Origin of the sequence: Kitasatospora sp. NPDC091276 (genome assembly GCF_040684355.1) — a bacterium.
Lineage (GTDB): Bacteria > Actinomycetota > Actinomycetes > Streptomycetales > Streptomycetaceae > Kitasatospora.
The window spans coordinates 117,208-135,514 of the sequence record NZ_JBFBFU010000013.1; the positions used below are offsets into that span (position 1 = coordinate 117,208).

Consider the following 18,307-nt stretch of genomic DNA (forward strand, 5'->3'; position numbering starts at 1 on the left):
AAGACACCGAGCGGGAAGACGCCGTGCGGGAAGGGGACGCGAGGGCCGGGGGTGGCGAGGTGCCGTCAGTCGTTTTCCTCGTCGGACACGGGCTCGGTGAGTCCCTTGCGGCAGTGGCCGTGCCCGGGGTGCTTGTGGCAGTAGGAGTCCTTCTCCTCCCCCACGGTGATGGTGGCCTTGGCGGGTTCGCTGACGATCGGGTTCCCGTGCGGGTCGGTGGCCGCCGCGAACGCCACGTTGGTGAGGTCGCAGCCCTTCTCGGCGCCGCCGCGGTGGTGGGCCGCCTTGCAGGCTTCGATGTCGGCCAGGGTGATCGTGTAGGTGCCGTGGCAGGTGGTGCTGGCCCCGGGCGTCAACGTGGTCGCCTCGCAGCTGACGCCGGCGATGCGGTCGTCGTTGACCAGCACGCCGTGCAGGTCGGTGCTGCCGGTGTTGGTGACCGTGTAGGAGTACTCCACCGTGTCGCCGACGGCGTAGGGGCCGCGCGAGAGCACCCGCTTCTTCAGGGTGAGGTGCGGCGCCCCGATCGGCAGCGTCAGCTGGGTTTGCGGGGACGTGACCGGCTGGCCGTTCGCCGTACCGGTGGCGGTGGCGGTGTTGGTGACGGAGCCGGCCGCAGCGTCGTTCTCGGTGATCGTGTACGTGCCGTGGCAGGTGGTGCGGTCGCCCGGGCTCTCCGCCGGGGCGAGCGCGGTCGAGGCACAGGTGATGTCGGCGACGTGGTCGTCGGTCACGTGGACGCCGGTCAGCTCGGCGCCCCCGGTGTTCTGGACGGTGTAGCGGAAGGTGACCGTCTGCCCGACCGTGTAGGGGCCGGGCGTCTGCACCTGCTTCTCGATGGCGAGGCCGGGCGGCCGTTCGATCGGCACGCTCTGCGAGGACGGCGGCGAGGAGACCGGCCGGCCGCCCGAAGTGCCGGTCGCGGTGGCCGTGTTGTCGATGGAACCGTGGGTCACGTCGGCGGTGGTGACGGTGTGGGTGGCAGTGCAGGTGACCGTATGACCGCTCGCGAGCGTCGTCGTGGGACACGTGACCGGGCCGGCCTTCGGGTCGTTGACGGCGAGGCCGGTGATGTCCGTGGCACCGGAGTTGGTGACCACGAAGTCGTACGGCACCCGCGTCCCGGCCACCAGGTCACCGGGCAGCGGCTGCCGGACCTGCTTGACGAGGTTCAACTGCGGCAGCGGCTGGTTGCTGCTCACCACCACGTTGCGGATGAGGTGCACGTCGGTGAACAGACCGGTGGAGGCCGCGAACCCGAACTTGTAGGTGGCGGGCGCCGGTTGCGGGGCGGGTGTGCTGAGCACCTGGTGGGAGCCGGTGCCGTCGTTGAAGTCGACCGACACGGTGAGCACCGGGTCGGGCGTCGGGGTGAGCTCGACATGGACCCGGCGGCGCGAGGGTTCGAGCGCGGTCTCGGCCTGGGCGGGGGTGGCCCCCGGGGGCAGCGCGGTGAGCGGCCCTTGCAGGGTGCCCGGGAGCGTCGACGGCCAGGGTGCGGTGGTGCTGAAGTTGCTGGTGGTGGCGGTCAGGAAGCAGTAGCCCTCGATCCCGTCGCCCGGGCCGCGCACCGTGACCATGTTGGCCCCGGGGCCTGGGACGCGGAACGCCGTCCCGGCGGGCGAGCGGGTGGGACAGCCGTTGCCGCGGTGCTCCCAGTCGCCGAAGTAGTTCCCGAGGACATCGAGCCCCACGCCCAGGTAGCCGCGGTCCACACCGGGCAGGAAGGTGGCGGTGGGGTCGTCGTCGGGAAGCTTCTGCGCGTACCCGAGGCTGCCGCCGAAGGCGCCGGGGTGGGTCAGCGCGCCGTCGCCGTTCACCAGGAAGAACGAGATGCCGTCAGCGGGGTTGGCCGGGGTCGTGCTCCCGTACTGCCACTGGTCGAAGGTGACATCGAGGCCCTGGATGGCGGGCAGCGCGTTGTTGTAGAGGACCGCGCCGGCCTGGTCGTTGGACGCGTCCGTCAGCCGCAGATAGCCGTGCGGCGCGCCGTCGGGGGGCGGCACCGGGCCCACGCCGCCCGGGCAGCCGCCGAGCGGATGGTCCCCGGGACCGGGCGCGGTGGCAGCCGGCGCGCCGGTGAGACAGGCCGACCCCACGCCGGTGAACTCCGGGGCGGCGGCCTGGGTGAACGTCTCGCTGACCAGGGGCGAGCCGCCGGCCCGAGGCTGCGCCTGGGTGCCGGTGTCCAGGCACAGGGGCATTCCGGCGCCCACGATCAGGGCCAGGGCCCCTGCGGCGAGCCGGGCCGTCCGGACGCGCCGCGGGCGCTGTCCGGGAGGGGCTGAGTGCTGTTCATGTGTCATGTCCCCACATATAGCAGTCACTCTGAGTATTCATCGCAAAGACAGGCTGTTACGAAATTGCCCTTCGGTGACTTCGCTGCCTACTGCGGGGGGATCCGGGCCCGCTATCGCACGACGAGAATCTCCGGCATCGGCAGGCACCACTCGCCCAGCATCCCGATGAGGATCCGGCGGGCCAGTTCCCGGGCTTCGATCCACCCTGGATCGACCGTCAGAGCCTCCCTGTTCCACCGGTCCGAGCTCTCCCGGCCGCTCATCCCGGCGAAGATCGCATCGATCGCTCGAAGGTCACGTAGCGCCTCGCGGCTGAGATCCCCGTCCTCGACCAGGCCCTCGGCCATGCGGAAGGCCTGGTCGAAGTCCAGGGCGACCTCATCCGTCGAGACACCCTGCTCGTCCACCCAGATCAGCTGAGCCGAGGGATCGGCCGCCAGCACGGCCAGCGCCTCGACAAACAGGCGTTCACGGAAAGGAACATCAGGGACTCTCACCTGGGAATCGTTGCACGGCTCAGCGGGGTAGGTTCCGAGGCCTGGACATTGAGGACCAGGACATGGTCATGCTCGACGCTGACACCGCCGGCTACGCTTCCCGCACCCCCAAGGGCCCTCGCCGAACCGCCCCGAGGCGGCCTGATGAGATTGGTGGGGGCGTTCGAGAGAACTCTTCCGGCGATCAACGGCGAGTACGTGGACGATCGCGGGGTCACCGGGCGAGTTCGGGTACCAGTTCGGCGGCTGCTTCGATGCGGTCGAGGACGTTCCGGGCGGAGTCCGACAGCGGGTAGCGGCCGGCGTCGGCGCGGGTGGCGCGCGATCGGTCGGCGTCCGCGCGGGAGAGCGACGACAGCCGTCTGGCCAGCAGGTTCAGGGGGTGGTCGAGGTCGAGGACCACGGTGGAGTAGAAGCCGTCGGCGCTGTCCCGGGTCGGCGGGAACAGGCCGCCCTCGTAGACGGCGAGCCTGCCGTACGGTGCTGACTCGAAGTGCCCGATGCCGGTGTCGAGGGAGCCCAGGAAGGGCGGCGAGGTCCGGCTGTCCAGGGACGTCTGGTCGTAGAAGAAGTTCTCGTTGCCGCCGTCCCCGACCAGGAGGTCCCAGGCGGGCACGGGGCTGAGCCTGTGCAGGGCCCTGGATGGTGGGAACGAGGCGGGGTGCAGCGGGCGCAGGCGGTCGCCGACCACCTGCCACCGCTGCAGGCCCCGGTCCAGGCCGGCCGTGACCAGGGAGTCGGCGGTGAACGCGATGGCGCTGATCGGTCCGTGGCCGAGGTGGTCGTCCGCGGCGAACTCGTGCATCGGTTCGAGCCTGCTGTCGGTGATCAGGATCCGGAACCCGTCGGCGAACGCGATCCGGGTGCCGGAGGGATCGACGGCGAACAGGTCGGCGCGGTTGAAACCGAACTCCGCCAGGTCGAGCCGCAGCTCCTGGCCGCCGAAGAACCCGAGTGCCGCCCTGACGAGCCTCAGGCCCGTCACGAAACCGTCGGCCGTCGCCTCCACCCGTGCTCCGAGCAGCGCCGTGCCGCCGGCCAGGACCGTCTCCCCGCCGGGTGTGTACTCGACGAGTTCCGCGTTCCGGAGGTGGCCGTCGCCGGCGAAGTCGCGCAGGGCGACCACGGTATCCGCGTCCACGCAGCACAGCGACACGTGGTTCGTCGGGCCTTCGTAGAACTCGTTCAGGACGCCGGTGCGGTCCACCGTCACGATCCGGCACCGGTGGAGGTCCTCGCCGATCAGGTTGATCGCGGCCAGCGGCAGCTGATGGCAGAAGCCGACCGGGCCGGCGGCGTTGAGGGCGGACGGCAGCACCCGCGACGCCGACGCGTGGACCGACTCGCCGACCCGTACCACCTCACGACGGTCGGTCTCGGCCAGCAGCTGGGCCAGCTGGCGCTCCGCCATTCCCTGTGGCTGCCACCGCGATGGCTTCAGGTGGGCGGCTGCCGCCGCGGCCTGCGGGAAGGGGAGGGACAGCACCAGCTTCCACAGACCGCCCCAGGCCCCCTGCCGGGCCAGTGACCTGGCCAGCTCCTGCGTACTCCCGCTTCCCTCGTCTCCCCTGCCGCCGCCCCGCCCGCCGAAGAGCCTCGACATCGCCCAACCCCCTGTCGACTGCGCCGAATTGGCCTTCTGGAATTCTCCCTCAGTGATCATGAAACCGGTACTGGGCCGGAGGCATGCGCGGTGAGGACAACGATTCCGTGTACAGCGTCGACGGAGGCGGGAGTGCGGGCGGCGGGGGGCCGCGGGGGGCGGGCGGCGGGGGGCCGCCGGGGGCGGGCAGAGGCCGGGGAGGGGCGGCTGCCCGGCCGCGTAGATCAGCCGGCCGACTCCTGCTCGGCCTCCACCTGGGCGTTCCACTCGCGCTTGGCCGCCCGCCAGGCCTCGTCACTCTGACCGGACCGCCAGTAGCCCGAGACCGACAGCCGCTCGCGCGGGATGCCTCGCTCCACGCGCAGCAGGCGCCGCAGTTCCTTCACGAAGCCCGCCTCACCGTGCACGAACGCGGATGCCGTGCCGGCGGGGAATTCCAGCGCGCCCACCGCCTCGACCAGCGCCTCGCCCACCGGGCGGGCGCCGCGGTGCAGCCAGCTGATCTCGGCCCCGGAGGGCGAGACGATCTTCTGCTCCTCCGCGGCGTCCGCGACCTCGACGAAGGCGTGCACCACGGCATCGGCCGGCATCCGCTCCAGCGCCGCGGCGATCGCGGGCAGCGCGCTCTCGTCGCCCACCAGCAGGTGCCAGTCGGCGCTCGCGTCGGGGGCGTAGCCGCCGCCGGGGCCCAGGAAGCGCACCGTCTCGCCGGGCTGTGCGCGGGCCGCCCAGGGCCCGGCCAGGCCCTCGTCACCGTGCACCACGAAGTCGATGGTCAGCTCGCGCAGGGCCGGGTCCCAGGCCCGCACGGTGTACGTCCGGGTGATCGGCCGCTGCTCGGGCGGGAACTCCTCGCGGATCCGCGCCATGTCGAAGGGCTCCGGGTAGCTCACGCCCTCGGGCGTGAAGAGCACCTTGATGTAGTGGTCGGTGAACTCGGTGGCGTCGAAGTCCTCCAACCCCGCACCGCCGAGAACCAGGCGCACCATGTGCGGTGTGATCCGCTCGGTGCGCAGCACCTGTGCTTCGCGCGCCTGCGGTGTCCGGCGGGTCGGTTGGTCTGCCATGGTGCCCCCCTGGGCTGTGTGGTCGCGCGTCTTGGTTAGGCTTGCCTAAGTTAGCACCCTTGAGGCGGTGCTCGACCCAGGGACGGCAGCCGATCCCCATTCCGCCCACGACCGGGAACGTGACGCCCCGGCAGCCCTGCTGCGGCTCGCGGACGCGACAAGGTCGTACGGAGCCGCCGCGACCGGTTCGGCGCAGCCAGACCGCGCCGCGCGCCGCCCGGGAGCCGACGACCGAGGTCGCCGCCCGCAGAGCGGCCGCGCCGCACTCCCCGGACCGATCCGGCACCGCAACCCGCTCGGGAGGATAGGGAGCGGGCGGCCGGTCAGGACGCCGGTACGATTTCGGCCGCCCTGCCGGAGGCACTCGTGGTTCAGGTGGCGGGCGACCGGGTGGGGTCGGGCCTCAGGCGCGCCGCACCACGAAGGTGACCTCCGCGATGTTCCCCCCGCCGCCGATCACCTGGCAGGTGAGACCCGCACCGACAGTGCACTCGTTGACGTTCGACCCGGCGTAGGGGTTGCTCCAATGGATCAACCCGCTCCAGGTGTCCACGCCGAAGCCGATCTGCCCCTCGGTGCCCGTCAGGAACCCGCACGACTCGGTTTTCCAGCTGGGGGCCACATTCGGCAGGATGTAGCTCGGGGGCAGAGGACTGCCGGTGCTCCAGCACCCGTGGGCCAGGGTGGCCGAGCCGAGGTAGAGCATGCTGCCGGTCTGGTTCGACAGGGTGACCTGGGTGCTGCGCGCCGCGTAGGCGGCGGACGCCGCTGGGGCGGCCGACCGCGTCGTTCCGGCGGAGGGGCCGGCGGCCTGCGCCGCGGGAGCCAGGGCCAAGCCGGCGCTCAGCGCCAGGACGGCGGTCAGTACGGAGGACTGGACAACACGCTTGGAGGTCATGGCAGCCAACTCTCTATCGGAGGATGGTCAGGTACACGCCTCAACGGGATGGCGGACCTCGTTGGTTCACCAACCGCCACGACGTGCGGGAATGAGGGCCTGTGTGAGGTAGTGATCAGCCTTCTGGTTGCACCCTCCTCCGAGGGCGGAACAGGGAGGACTGTGGGCTGTGACGCGTCGGCAACTCACGGACGATCAGCGGACGATGATTGATCCCTACCTGCCGGTCGGCAGGTTCAGCCCGCACCCCGAGCGACCGCGGGAGCGCTCGGGCCGGTGTGCCAGCACCGCCGGCCAGCAACGCCGTGCCTACGAGAAGGAACTGCTGCGAAGCGCGAGGTGGCCGAGTGGCGGCGCCCTACTTCCCCGTCACGTGCCCGGACGAGGTCCTGGACCACCACCTGCGGCACTACGCCGTCGAGTTCAGGAACTGGATCGTCGCCGCCGCCCGCACCTGAGACCCCCGGCCGGGCCCCGTGGCCGATCCCTCCCCCGCCCCCGGGAACGGTCCAGACGATCATCCCACGGGCTGGCCAGCTCCGACCTGACCACGCCTGATACCTTGCCATCGCCGTGGTGTACGGGAAACCGGTCTGAGTCCGGTGCGGCCCTCGCCACTGTTGCCGCGGAGTTCCGCGGCCCTCGCTGACCGGCTTTTCCAGCGGTCAGGGCCACTGGGCGGGTTGGAAGAGCCGTCCGGGAAGGTCGGCCGCGGCGCGTTGATGCGGAAGCCAGGAGACCGGCCACGGCGCTACATGTTCCACGAGGGTTTTGGAGAACACGTGCCCAGCGGTCTGCCGTATCCGTTCCGTTCGATATGTTCCGTACGTCCCACAGGTCCGATACGTGTCGGCCGGGCAGTCGCGGCCTTCCTGTTCATCGGCATGCTCGGAGCTTGCACGGGCGCCCCCGCGCCCACCACGTCCGGCGGGACGGCCGGAACTGCCGCGCCGGTCAGCGTCGACAATTGCGGGACCACCGTGACGGTCGGCGCGCCGCCCGACCGGCTGGTGACGCTCAACGAGGGTGCCACCGAGGTGGCCCTGGCCCTCGGCCTGCAGTCCCGCATGGCCGGTACCGCCTACCTCGACGATTCCATCCCGGAGAAGTGGAAGGCGGCCTACGACTCCGTCCCGGTGCTCTCCAAGGACTACCCGACGAAGGAGAAGCTCCTCGCGGCCCGTCCCGACTTCCTGTACGCCTCCTACTCCAGCGCGTTCACCGACAAGGTCGCGGGCACCCGGGGGGAACTGCGCGGCCAGGGTATCCCGTCGTACCTGTCCCCGTTCGGCTGCTCGGACAAGAGCCAGGTGCCGCCGACGACCTGGCAGGCGGTGTGGGGCGAACTGAACGACGTCGCCAAGGTCTTCGGTGTCACGGAGCGGGCCGCCGCGATCCAGCAGCAACAGGAGCAGCAACTGGCCGAGTTCACGGCGACGGCCGCGGGCAAGGGCTTGAAGGTCCTGTGGTACGACTCGGACACCAAGGCGCCGTTCGTCGGGGCCGGCCACGGCGGACCTCAACTCGTTCTCGATGCCGTGGGCGCCCGCAACGTCTTCGGGGACCTGCCCGGTGGCTGGCAGAACGTGAGCTGGGAGAAGGTCGTCGCGGCGGACCCGGACGCCATCGTGGTCGCGGACGCCGGCTGGGACACGGCCCAGTCCAAGATCGACTACTTGGAGAACGACCCGGTGCTGAGCAAGCTCACCGCCGTACAGCGCAAGGCTTTCGTGGTGGTGCCGTTCTCGGAGTCGACTCCCGGCGTGCTGCTCGCCGACGGTGCCGCCCGGGTGTCCGCGGGACTGGACCGACTGCACCCGGGTTCATGACCGCGCCCCACCCCGCCGTCGCGCGGCCCCCTGGTCCGGGCCGCGCGACGGCGGCCCTGGCCATCGGTGCGGCCCTGCTCCTGGCCACCGTGCTCCTCGGCCTCGCCGTGGGCTCGCAACACGAGCCGGTCCGGACGGTGATCGACGTCGTGGTGCGCCGTCTCGGGCTGGGCAACCCGCACGTGACGCTGCTGGACGACCAGATCGTCTGGCAGTTGCGGCTGCCCCGGGTTCTGGGAGCGGCTGCCACCGGCGCCGGCCTCGCGGTCTGCGGTGCGGTGTTGCAGACGCTGACCGGGAACGACCTGGCCGATCCCTTCCTGCTCGGGATCTCGGACGGAGCCGCCGCCGGCGCGGTCACCGTGATCGTCCTCGGTGTCGGCGTGTCCGGCGCCGTGGGCACCGGCGCGGTGTCCACGGCGGCCTTCGCCGGTGCCCTGCTAGCCGCCGTCGTCGTCCTGGCACTGGCCGGCGCGCGCACCCGGTCGCTACCGACCACCCGGACCGTGCTCGCCGGCATCGCGGTGGGACAGATGTGCGGGGCCTACACCTCGTTCGTCGTGCTGGTCCTCGGGGACCGCAACGCGGCGCGCGGTGTCATGGAGTGGACGCTGGGCTCGGTCGCCGGCGTGCGGTGGCCCACCGCCGTCTTCCTGACCGCGGTCGCGCTGGCCGGTGTCACGGTCCTGGCCTCCTCGGCCCGCGACCTGGACGCCTTCGCGTTCGGCGAGACCGCCGCCCGCTCCCTCGGCGTCCACGTCGAGCGCACCCGTTGGGTCCTCGTCGCCACCGCCGCGCTGGTAACCGCGTGCCTGGTCGCCCACACCGGCGTCATCGGGTTCCTCGGCCTGGTCGTACCGCATGTCGTCCGTCTCGTCTGCGGCCCGCGCCACGCCCTCCTGCTGCCCGTGTCGGCACTGGTGGGCGCATCCCTCCTGGTGGGCAGCGACATCGTGGCGCGCTCGGTCCTCCCCGACCGGGAGATCCCCGTCGGCGTCATCACGGCCGGGCTCGGAGCGCCCTTCTTCGCCTGGCTGCTGTGGCGCCAGGGGCGGGCCGACGGGAGGGGGCAGTGACGGTGACGCCCCCCGCCGAGCTGCGCACGGAGGAGCTCCGCGTGAGCATCGGCGGAGCCACGCTGCTGGACGCGGTCTCGCTCGCGTTCGCCCCCGGCCGGATCACGGGCCTGCTCGGACCCAACGGCGCCGGGAAGACCACCTTGCTGCGCGCGGTCGCCGGACTGACCCGGCCGAGCGAGGGGCGGGTCCTCCTGGACGGAGAGGATCTCCACGCACTCACAGCCCGCCGACGAGCACGACAGGTGGCCTTCATGGAGCAGCAGGCGGACACCCGGCTGTCGCTGCCGGTCCGTCAGGTCATCGATCTCGGCCGCACGCCGCACCGCAGCCGCTGGCCCGTGCCGGCGAACTCCGCCACCGACGCCCACGAGCGGTCCGTGTTCGCCGCGGCCGTGGCCGCAGCCGACGTCGGCCACCTGCTCGACCGGTCCTGGCCGACGCTGTCGGGTGGCGAGCGGCAGCGGGTCCAGCTCGCGCGGGCACTGGTGCAGGAGCCCGGCGTGCTCCTGCTCGACGAGCCCACCAACCACCTCGACCTACGCCACCAACTCGGCTTCCTCGGCACCGTACGCGGGCTGGGCATCACCACGGTAGCCGCGCTGCACGACCTCGAACTCGCCGCCGCCTACTGCGACGAGGTCGCCGTCCTGCTCGACGGCCGACTGGTCGCCCACGGGCCCAGCTCCGACGTGCTCACCTCACCGACGATCGCGCACGTCTACGGCGTCGACGTCACCGTGGAACGACACCCCCGGCACGACAGACCGCACATCCGGTGGAACGGACTGCTCCCCGAAGGGACAACACCATGACCCGCCCCGTCCCGGGCGCGCTCGCCCGCCGCAGTGCCACGCTCCTGGTCGGCATGTCGATGGGGGAAGCCGTCCGCCGTGACGAACTCCTCCGGACAGCGGCGTCGCACCAGGCCTCGATCGCGTTCCTGCAGCAGGCAGACCCTTCCCTGTCGGCCGAGCTGACCAGGCTGGCCGACGCGGGCGCCGAGACCGTGGTCGTGATCGGCGTCCGCCTCGCGGCGTCCGGCCCGGCCCAGTCCTGGCTACGGCGGATCGCGGCGTACTGGTGGCGCGAGCGCGCGGGCCACCGTCCCGAACTCCTCGTCGCGACCCGCCTCGCCGACTCGCCGGACGCGGTCCCCGCGGTGGCCGCGGTGACGAGGGCCATCACCGGCCAGGAGCCCGGCCTCACGTCCGCGGCCTGGGAGGAAGTCCCCGGCCACCGGCACCAGGTCCTGGTGTGCCGCGGCCCGCGTTGCGCGGCCAAGGGCGCGGAGGAGGGACTACGCGCCCTGGTACGGAAACTGACCGAGCACGGCCTCGGCGACGACGACGTGCTCGTCACCCAGACGGGGTGCCAGTTCCCCTGCAACCAGGCCCCCGTCGCCAGCGTGCAGCCGGACGACATCTGGTACGGGAAGATCGACCCGGCCGTCGCCGGTCGCATCGTCACCGAGCACCTCGCCGGCGGACGACCGGTCGAGTCCCACCGACTCCCACGCCACAGGAAGGAGCAGGCGGACCACCACGACGGCTGATCGCGACCACGAGGCCCAAGCTTGAGCCCGTGCCCCGCCCCGCTGCCGACAGCACCAAGCGGCGGCATCGAAGCCACCCTCCACCCTCCACCCCTACCGCGACCAGATCAGGGCCATCGACGAGCAGATGACCGAAGCCCTCAAGGACGACCGGCAGTAGACCCACAGCGAGCTCGACCTGCGACGAAGCCCCACCCGCGCGGCCGGCTCACCACGGAGTTGCCCGATCTCCCCCGGATCCACGCCGACCCGATGCCCGACCCGCAGACCGAGATCACCTCAGGTCAACGATGTACTACTCAGGCGAGCTTGAGGAGCAGTTCACTCAGTTCCCTCGGCATGGTGATCATGCAGTCGTGGCCGGTCGGCAGCTCCCAGACCTGCGCGGCGGAGCCGTTGGGCTGGATCGGGGGGACGGGGCGGCGGGTGATGCCCGGCGGCGTGGGGCCGACGTTGTGGATGTGCGTGCGCGGGATCGCGTCCGCATCCGCCTCGCCTGCACCGCATCCGCCTCGCCTACACCGCGTCCGCGGCCATGCCCGAGAGCGTCCTCGGGATCTGGCAGATCTGGGGGCTCGATCTCCGCGAGAAGTACGGTCTCACCGAGACCGGAGCGTGCCCCATCGCGCACTTCGACCAGCCGGTCCCCCGCCCGGGGACGATCGGCAGGAAGTTCGCGGACCCGCGCTTCGAGGTGAGAGTCGCGGACGACGGCGAAATGCTGACCCGCGCACCGCTTCTCCTCACCGGATACTGGCCCGATCCGGAGGAGACCGAGGCCGTTCTCCGGGGCGGCTGGCTGCACACCGGTGACAGGTGATGACCGCCTGGTCCCAGTGGGAGGCGCTCGGGTCGCCGGACCTGTACGACTACGGGATCACCGTCACCCCCGAGGAACAGTGGGCGTGGCAGGGCGGCCCGGGCGGCCCCCGCTGGCCTGTCGCGCAGGTCGTCCCGGTCGTCCCGGTCGGACGCTGACCGGGGAGGCCGGCCGAGCGGTCAGTCGTTCAGTGGTACAGGCTGGTGTCCATGGACACCGCCTCGACAAGTGAACCGGCCGAAGACCTCAGCGTGTTGACGTTCGACCAGCTCACCGCGTTCGCCGAGCGTCCTGGTCGGCATCGTGGCGAGCTGGAGGGCGTCCGGGAGATCAGCGCCCTGCGCGCGTACCGCTCCGAGGATGGTGCCGGACCGGCGGAGCGCAGGCAATGGGCGAAGCTGTCGCTGCGGGTCAACGCGCGCCTGCACGGCGACGGCTCCTGGGGACAGGCACGCATGGCCCAGAACGACTTCATGCTCCGGGCGTGGATCATCGACCGCCTCGGTCCCGACGCCCAGGACCCCGACTGGGACCCTGACGTTCTCGCCGCCGACACCCTCGCCGAGCTCTCCCTGAGTCCTGCGGAGGCCGGCGCTCTGGGTGCCCGGTGGCGGGCCCTGCCTGCCGAGCAGATCGGTGAGCTACGCCGTCTGAAGAATCTGACCGGCCACCTCGACCTGATCATCGGACACCTACGCCCTGGTCGCAGTCGCGACGAGCTTCAGGAATGGCTGGCCGTCCGGCCGCTTCTCCCCTGATCCGGGTGGCTGGCCGTCCGACGGCGTGTCGGCTGGTGTCAGCGTCAAGGGCTGTCCGCTCGACCTGTAGGTAGCGGAGAGAAGTCCAACGGATCCCGGCGGGGCCGGAATTGATTCGCGAAGATCCCTTCCGCCTCCCGGTCGAACCTGACAGCATCGTCGGTCATCCGGTGATCGGTCGGCGGTGATCGGTACGCCGACGTGCCCCTCGGCTTCGTCCGTCCGCGGCTGATCCGCGCACGGACCGGATCGATGAACGCGTCCGGCGGACTCCACCGTAGGAGGTAGAAAGGCGGTCGCCCGGCCGCACCACGTGGAGGAGATGTGACCACCGAAGCCGGCACCCCGGGGCCCGCCCTCCGCCCCGCGCGCTGGGTCCGCGCCAGGCTGCGCGCGAGCCCGCTGGCGGCCCTGTTCACGGCGGCCCTCGTGCTCGTCACCGTCTTCCTCGCGGCGGCCTTCCCCCGGATCGCGGACCGGAACGCGGACGCGGCGCTCGGGGACTACGTGAGCCACCGGGGCATCTATCCGACCAGCCTGCACGCCACCTCCCGAACCCGACCGACCGACACCGCCGACGGCCTCGACGCCGTGCAGCGGGAGCTCGTCGCGCGGGTCGGCAGGGAGCTCCCGCTCTCCGAAGCGGGCCTGGCCCACGGCGCCCACACCGCGTTCAACGACATGGACAACCCGGGGTACGCGCGGCTCGCCGAGGAGACCGCCCCGGGACTCTCCCTGGCCTACCTGCACGGCCTTGCCGACCGCGTGACCCTCACCGACGGCACGTGGCCGGGCAACGCGCCCGCCGCCGGCCCGCTGCCGATCGTGCTGAGTCGGACGGCCGCCGATACCGTCGGCGTCAAGCTCGGCGACGTCGTCGACAGCGGCACCGGCGGACCCACCGGGTGGCGGACCACCGTGGTGACCGGCTTCTACCGCGTCAACGATCCGCTCGACCCGTTCTGGGACGGCCTCGGCTGCCCGGACCGAGCCTGCCTGAACCTCGGCACCAACGGCGACAACCGCTGGCAGACCACCGGCTTCGTCGACGGCGCGAGCCTGTCCGCGCTGACCGGTTGGGGCCACACCGTCGAGGACTTCTGGCGACTGCCCGTCGACCCCGGCTCCCTGCGCGCCGACCGGCTCGACCGGATCCGCGCCGCCGTCCGGCCCTTCCTGACCGGACGGGACGCGACGGCGCTGGTCACCGCGACCAAGCGCGCGGACCTGCACATCAGCTCCTTCCTGCCCGACGTCCTCACCCGGGCGGCCGCCCGCTACCACGCGGCGATGGCGCTGAGCGCGATCGGACCGGCAGGCGCCGCGGGCGTCGCCACCGTGGTGCTGCTCCTGGCCGCGGTCCTCGGCACCGACCGGCGCGCCACCGAGATCCGGCTGCTGCATGCCCGCGGTGGTTCACGCCGCGCGGTGGTGCTGCGTCTGCTCGGCGAGGGTGCGGTGACCGTCCTGCCCGCCGCCGCGCTCGGGACGCTGCTCGCCGTGCTGCTGCTGCCCACCCCCCGGTGGGGGCACGCGCTGCTGGCGGCCCTCGCCACGACGCTGCTCGCCCTGCTGGCCTTCCCGGCCCGTGTCGCCCTGCTGTGGTCGCGTCAGCGTGCGGCCCGCGGCCGGGGCCGGGCGATCGGCACCCTGCGCCGGGTGACCGGCGAACTCACCGTTGCGGCCGTCACCGTCGTGGCCGTGGCCGAGGTCCGCCGACGCGGCGTCGGCCACGCCGGGTCCAGCGTGGACCCGCTGTTGGCGGCCGCCCCGCTGCTGCTCGCCGTGACCGGCGGACTGCTGCTGGCCCGGATCGTGCCGGTGGTGCTCGGGCAGCTGGCCGCACTCACCAGGCGTGGCCGCGGCCTGATCGGGTTCCTGGGCCCGGCCCGTGCCGCCCGCGACGGCTCGGGTCGTCGGCGGCGGTCCCCGTTGCCGGTGCTCGCGCTGCTGATCGCCGTCACCACGACCGGTTTCGGCGCCACCGTGCTCGACACCGTGGAGCACAGCCGGATGCGTGCCGCGCGGGCCGCGACCGGCGGCGACATCGCCATCGCCGTCCCGGACTACGCCACCCTGCCGGAGTCGTTCACCAAGACCGCCGCCGAACTGCCAGGAGCCCGGAGCTCGACCGGGGTCCGCGTCGACTCCAGGGCCCTGTTCATCGGCGCCGACCAGGACTACACCAAGGCCGTCCTGGTGGTCGCGGAGCCGCGGGCGTACGCGGAGATCGCCCGGAGCATCGGGGCCGGCGAGTTCGACGCGGCGCAGCTCGTCGGTGCCCCCGGCGGCGCCGACACTCCGGTGCCCGCACTGTTCAGCCGTGACCTGGCCGGGCGGCTGGCCGCCGGCACGCCCAAGGTGCACCTGCTCACCGGGAACGAGCTGCTCACCACCGTCGCAGGGATCGTCACCGCCACCCCGGCCCTGCCGGACCCGGGTCTGCCGTTCGTCGTGGTGCCCGCCGGTCCCGCCGCGCAGCGCCTGCCCGAACTCGGCCGGATGAACAAGTGGCTCGGCGTCGGCGACTTCGACCCCGACCAGGTCAGGGCGACGCTCCTGGAGCGGGGCCTGACCCAGCCGACGGGCATCACGAAGCTGATCGCGCAGGACGCCGCGGCCGCGGGCCGGGGCACCCACGGGCTGCCTCCCGGGTACACGGTGGGCAGCAGCCGCGAGTACGCCGAGCAGCTCGCCGAGGACCCGTTGCAGCAGGCCGCCGGGCGGCTGTTCCGGTACGCGGCGGTCGCCGGCGCGGGGTTCGCCCTGATCGCCGTCCTGCTGACGCTGTTCCAGGCCGCGCCCGACCGCGCGACGGTGCTCGCCCGGTTGCGGACCATGGGTCTGCAGCCCCGGCAGGGGCTGGCGCTGATCGTCGTCGAGGCACTGCCACAGGTCCTGGCGGCGGCCGTTGGCGGCAGTCTGGTCGCCGCGGCGGCGGTCGGACTGCTCGGCCCGGCTTTCGACATCTCCACGCTGGTCGGTGCCGAGGTCGGCAACGCCCTGTCGCTCACGGTGGTGCCGGTGCTACTGCCCACGGTGGGCCTGGCGCTGGTGGCCTGCGTCGCGGTGGTGCTGGAGGCGGTGGTCGCCGGCCGGCGCCAGATCGCCACCGAGCTACGTGCCGGGGACGGGCGATGACGCCGGAGCAGGCGCGGTAGCCGCCTCGCCGCCGTGTCGCCCGGCGCCTCACCCCAGCGCCTCACCCCGCCGCCTCGCCCCAGCGACGCGGGTGCCTGTGCCGCCGCGTGGGCCTGCTGCTCGTCGCGCCGTCCGCTGGACTCGCGCAGCCGGGCGAGGCCTTCGGCCGCCGCCAGGACGAGCAGTCCGGGCAGCAGCCCGGGCAGCAGGGTCGGTGCTGCGGGCGGCCACCCGGCGGCTGCCCTGGGTGGCCGCCCACCACAGGTCGGTGCTGGCGTTCAGCCGTGCACACGGGCGGGCGGGGAGTCTCTCCGCCCCGGGCTGGAGGGCCTACGTCCCGGGTTTGAGCTACCGACAGACCCCGGACGCGGCCGGTCGGCCGACCCATGCGGCCGGGAGCCGTTCGTCGGCACCCTGGCATATTCCGTGGACTTCGGCTGATACTGCCAATGGTCGGGCACCCGTGGCACACCTCTGTCAGCCTGCGGATCGCCCGGTTCGCGTACGGGTCCGCAGAAAGGCGCATCGTGACTGACACCTCGACAGTTCCGCTGTCCACCGGGCTTCCTGGTGACCCTGACCGGCTGCACCTCACCATAACCTGCGAGATCGGCCCGGTCCTGGCAGCCGGTGAACGCTCGCAGACCCACCGATTGCTCGCCCGCTACCCGCAGGAACGGGATACCGCCGAGATCCGGCGTCCCCCGAACGACGGTCTCCGCCAAGTCGCCCTATTGGGTCTCTGCCGGATCCCCATGGACAGCGGGTCGGTGAGCACGGCGCTCCTGGCCGACCTGGAGAACACGATCCCGCGCGGGTCGGAGGTGATCAGCGCGGTTCGCCGGGATGCGCTCGCAAACCAGAACGACCGGTCCGAGTTCACCACGGTGCTGCGCAAGATGCTCGGACAAGGGCCGTACGGCGACCTCGGAAACCTCCTCATCGTCAACGAGTTCACGTTCGACGACGGCTGGGACGATCCCGGTCTCGGCGTGCTGCTGCTGGGCGAGCTCGTGGCACGCGCCGGCGGCGGGCCCTGCGTGGTGGCCACCGCGCCGAAATTCCTGAACGGCGCCCAGGGATACCAGCGGACCCTCGCCGTGCTGAGCGCCGCAGGCTTCCGCCCGCTGCGCGGGCACACGACGATCGTCGAGCCGTCCGGCCTTCCGGCGTTCTCCGGACCGGCCGGGACGGCGTTGATCCGCCTCCGCCGCGCCTCGGGCGGCTGATCGTCGGCGCCGGCTGATCGCTTCCCGGCCAGCAGGCCGCGGATCCAGGCGGTGAAGTGGGACCACCACAGGCTCCTCCCCCGGTCCTCTCGCCTCCTCCCCCTCCTCCCCCTGCTCCCCCGGCGCGGACCGGCGCGGACCGGCGCCGCCAGCTCTGCGGCCACGGCTTTACGTTCGTAGTCGTCCGCGAGTTCGGCGGCCGCAGCCTGTCTCTCGGCTTCCACGGCGACCTTCCCATCCAGCTGTCCCATGGTTTCCACTCCCTTGACCATCACTGCTTCGACCATCACCGGAGTTACTACTTCCGGTGGGAGCGCCGAATCCCCCGCCGGGAGTTCCCACGGGCGTTCCGTGCCCACCGGCGCCGCCCGGCCCCGGAAGCCGTCCGAGGCGGCTTCCCCAGCTCGTTCTCCTCGGCCGCGTGGCCGGTGAGGAAGAGAAAGACGTCGTCGAGGGTGGGCCTGCGCAGGCCGATGTCGTCGATGAGGACGCCCAGCCCGTCCAGCTCGCGGATGACGTCGGCGAGCACCCGGGCGCCCCCGCCCACCGGCACGAGGATTCGCCGGGTGTGCTGCTCCACGCTGAGCGGGCCCCCACCGTACGGGGTGAGCGCCGCGACGGCCGCACCGATCTGCTCGCGGTCGTGGACCACCACCTCCACCCGCTCGCCGCCGGTCCTGGTCTTGAGGTCGTCGGCGGATCCGCGTGCGATCACCCGGCCGTGGTCGACCACGACGATGTCGTGCGCCAGCCGGTCGGCCTCCTCCAGGTACTGGGTGGTGAGCAGCAGGGTGGTGCCCTCCGCCGCCAGCATCGCGATGACCTCCCACAGCGCCAGCCGGTTGCGCGGGTCCAGACCGGTGGTGGGCTCGTCGAGGAACATCACCGGGGGCCGCACCACCAGCGCGGCCGCCAGGTCGAGCCGGCGGCGCATGCCACCGGAGTAGGTCCTGGCCGGCCGGTCGGCCGCCTCGGCGAGGTCGAACCACTCCAGCAGCTCCCGGGCGCGCGCCTTGGCGTCCCTGCTCCGCATCTGGTAGAGTTCGCCGACCATCTGGAGGTTCTCCCGGCCGGTGAGGTACTCGTCGACCGCCGCGTACTGGCCGCAGAGGCCCAGCAGGCTGCGGACCCGGCCGGGGTGCTTGAGCACGTCCACCCCCGCCACGTGGGCGCTGCCCGCGTCGGGCCGCACCAGGGTGGTGAGCACCCGTACCGTGGTGCTCTTGCCGGCGCCGTTGGGGCCGAGCAGGCCCAGCACCGTCCCCTCCGGCACGTCCAGGTCGACCCCGTCCAGGGCCCGTACGTCGCCGAAGTCCTTCACCAGGCCCTCGGCCCGGATGGCCGCCCTCATGTGCCCCTCCTTCTCCTGGAACCAGCCGGGAACCACCTGGCGGCCGGCACTGGCAGGATCCCCCCGGAGCGCCCGTCGTGCTCTTCGGCGGGGGAGCGGAGGCACCGCGTGCGCGGCCGCCGGGATGCGAGCCACCCGGGTGTGGTGGAAACGTGGAAGGGAGAGCCCGGCCCGGCCCTGGCC

The 18,307-nt window shown here is 72.4% G+C and carries 15 protein-coding genes, 1 pseudogene and 1 riboswitch; of the genes and pseudogenes, 9 read left to right on the plus strand and 7 right to left on the minus strand.

What is annotated here, in order from left to right:
* Positions 1-65 precede the first annotated feature (65 nt).
* The 5 genes from AB0O19_RS18425 to AB0O19_RS18445 all read right to left on the minus strand — a co-directional run bounded on the left by AB0O19_RS18425 (position 66) and on the right by AB0O19_RS18445 (position 6,374).
* Complete coding sequence (locus AB0O19_RS18425; protein ID WP_363620636.1) at positions 66-2,204, minus strand: hypothetical protein; 2,139 nt, start codon at positions 2,202-2,204, stop codon at positions 66-68.
* Between the two features lie 206 nt (positions 2,205-2,410).
* Complete coding sequence (locus AB0O19_RS18430; RefSeq protein WP_363620638.1) at positions 2,411-2,797, minus strand: hypothetical protein; 387 nt, start codon at positions 2,795-2,797, stop codon at positions 2,411-2,413.
* Positions 2,798-3,011: 214 nt separating this feature from the next.
* The gene (locus tag AB0O19_RS18435) at positions 3,012-4,400 is read right to left on the minus strand and encodes a hypothetical protein (protein ID WP_363620640.1); all 1,389 of its coding nucleotides are present in this window, start codon (positions 4,398-4,400) and stop codon (positions 3,012-3,014) included.
* 224 nt (positions 4,401-4,624) lie between these two features.
* Complete coding sequence (locus AB0O19_RS18440; protein ID WP_363620642.1) at positions 4,625-5,467, minus strand: siderophore-interacting protein; 843 nt, start codon at positions 5,465-5,467, stop codon at positions 4,625-4,627.
* A 403-nt stretch (positions 5,468-5,870) separates the two neighbouring features.
* Entirely contained in the window at positions 5,871-6,374 is a 504-nt protein-coding gene (locus tag AB0O19_RS18445) for a hypothetical protein (RefSeq protein ID WP_363620644.1), read from the minus strand.
* 548 nt (positions 6,375-6,922) lie between these two features.
* A riboswitch (cobalamin riboswitch) is annotated at positions 6,923-7,128 on the plus strand.
* Positions 7,129-7,249: 121 nt separating this feature from the next.
* On the opposite strand from AB0O19_RS18445, the gene AB0O19_RS18450 reads away from it, so the two are divergent.
* The 4 genes from AB0O19_RS18450 to AB0O19_RS18465 are packed head-to-tail and all read left to right on the plus strand — an operon-like array spanning position 7,250 to position 10,825.
* Entirely contained in the window at positions 7,250-8,194 is a 945-nt protein-coding gene (locus tag AB0O19_RS18450) for an ABC transporter substrate-binding protein (RefSeq protein ID WP_363620646.1), read from the plus strand.
* Positions 8,191-9,270, plus strand: a complete 1,080-nt coding sequence (locus AB0O19_RS18455) for an iron chelate uptake ABC transporter family permease subunit (RefSeq protein ID WP_363620648.1) — start codon at positions 8,191-8,193, stop codon at positions 9,268-9,270. Before AB0O19_RS18450 ends, AB0O19_RS18455 begins: the two co-directional genes overlap by 4 nt.
* 41 nt (positions 9,271-9,311) lie before the next feature.
* Positions 9,312-10,085, plus strand: a complete 774-nt coding sequence (locus AB0O19_RS18460) for an ABC transporter ATP-binding protein (protein ID WP_363587966.1) — start codon at positions 9,312-9,314, stop codon at positions 10,083-10,085.
* On the plus strand, positions 10,082-10,825 hold the full coding sequence (locus AB0O19_RS18465) for a (2Fe-2S) ferredoxin domain-containing protein (protein ID WP_363620650.1): 744 nt from the start codon (positions 10,082-10,084) through the stop codon (positions 10,823-10,825). The genes AB0O19_RS18460 and AB0O19_RS18465 overlap by 4 nt, the downstream gene beginning before the upstream one ends.
* Positions 10,826-11,124: 299 nt before the next feature.
* On the opposite strand, the pseudogene AB0O19_RS18470 reads toward AB0O19_RS18465, so the two are convergent.
* Positions 11,125-11,310 (minus strand): annotated as a pseudogene (locus AB0O19_RS18470) (alpha/beta hydrolase); the annotation flags it as partial.
* Between the two features lie 20 nt (positions 11,311-11,330).
* Here AB0O19_RS18470 and AB0O19_RS18475 point away from each other — a divergent pair.
* The 5 genes from AB0O19_RS18475 to AB0O19_RS18495 all read left to right on the plus strand — a co-directional run bounded on the left by AB0O19_RS18475 (position 11,331) and on the right by AB0O19_RS18495 (position 16,773).
* On the plus strand, positions 11,331-11,645 hold the full coding sequence (locus tag AB0O19_RS18475) for a hypothetical protein (protein ID WP_363620824.1): 315 nt from the start codon (positions 11,331-11,333) through the stop codon (positions 11,643-11,645).
* A complete protein-coding gene (locus AB0O19_RS18480; RefSeq protein ID WP_363620652.1) occupies positions 11,645-11,803 on the plus strand; it encodes a hypothetical protein in 159 nt (52 codons plus the stop codon). Before AB0O19_RS18475 ends, AB0O19_RS18480 begins: the two co-directional genes overlap by 1 nt.
* A gap of 51 nt (positions 11,804-11,854) precedes the next feature.
* Positions 11,855-12,403, plus strand: a complete 549-nt coding sequence (locus AB0O19_RS18485; RefSeq protein ID WP_363620654.1) for a hypothetical protein — start codon at positions 11,855-11,857, stop codon at positions 12,401-12,403.
* Positions 12,404-12,727: 324 nt separating this feature from the next.
* Positions 12,728-15,544, plus strand: a complete 2,817-nt coding sequence (locus AB0O19_RS18490) for a hypothetical protein (RefSeq protein ID WP_363620656.1) — start codon at positions 12,728-12,730, stop codon at positions 15,542-15,544.
* A 527-nt stretch (positions 15,545-16,071) separates the two neighbouring features.
* Positions 16,072-16,773, plus strand: a complete 702-nt coding sequence (locus tag AB0O19_RS18495) for a hypothetical protein (protein ID WP_363620658.1) — start codon at positions 16,072-16,074, stop codon at positions 16,771-16,773.
* 298 nt (positions 16,774-17,071) lie between these two features.
* On the opposite strand, the gene AB0O19_RS18500 is transcribed toward AB0O19_RS18495, so the two are convergent.
* On the minus strand, positions 17,072-18,124 hold the full coding sequence (locus AB0O19_RS18500; protein ID WP_363620660.1) for an ATP-binding cassette domain-containing protein: 1,053 nt from the start codon (positions 18,122-18,124) through the stop codon (positions 17,072-17,074).
* Between the last annotated feature and the right edge of the window lie 183 nt (positions 18,125-18,307).

What these genes read in the sequence shown, in the direction of transcription:
- AB0O19_RS18425 (WP_363620636.1), bottom strand. Translation starts at nt 2,204, where the DNA reads ATGCCCCTGTGCCTGGACACCGGCACCCAGGCGCAGCCTCGGGCCGGC.
- AB0O19_RS18435 (WP_363620640.1), bottom strand. Translation starts at nt 4,400, where the DNA reads ATGTCGAGGCTCTTCGGCGGGCGGGGCGGCGGCAGGGGAGACGAGGGA.
- AB0O19_RS18440 (WP_363620642.1), bottom strand. Translation starts at nt 5,467, where the DNA reads ATGGCAGACCAACCGACCCGCCGGACACCGCAGGCGCGCGAAGCACAG.
- AB0O19_RS18450 (WP_363620646.1), top strand. Translation starts at nt 7,250, where the DNA reads ATGCTCGGAGCTTGCACGGGCGCCCCCGCGCCCACCACGTCCGGCGGG.
- AB0O19_RS18455 (WP_363620648.1), top strand. Translation starts at nt 8,191, where the DNA reads ATGACCGCGCCCCACCCCGCCGTCGCGCGGCCCCCTGGTCCGGGCCGC.
- AB0O19_RS18465 (WP_363620650.1), top strand. Translation starts at nt 10,082, where the DNA reads ATGACCCGCCCCGTCCCGGGCGCGCTCGCCCGCCGCAGTGCCACGCTC.
- AB0O19_RS18480 (WP_363620652.1), top strand. Translation starts at nt 11,645, where the DNA reads ATGACCGCCTGGTCCCAGTGGGAGGCGCTCGGGTCGCCGGACCTGTAC.
- AB0O19_RS18485 (WP_363620654.1), top strand. Translation starts at nt 11,855, where the DNA reads ATGGACACCGCCTCGACAAGTGAACCGGCCGAAGACCTCAGCGTGTTG.
- AB0O19_RS18500 (WP_363620660.1), bottom strand. Translation starts at nt 18,124, where the DNA reads ATGAGGGCGGCCATCCGGGCCGAGGGCCTGGTGAAGGACTTCGGCGAC.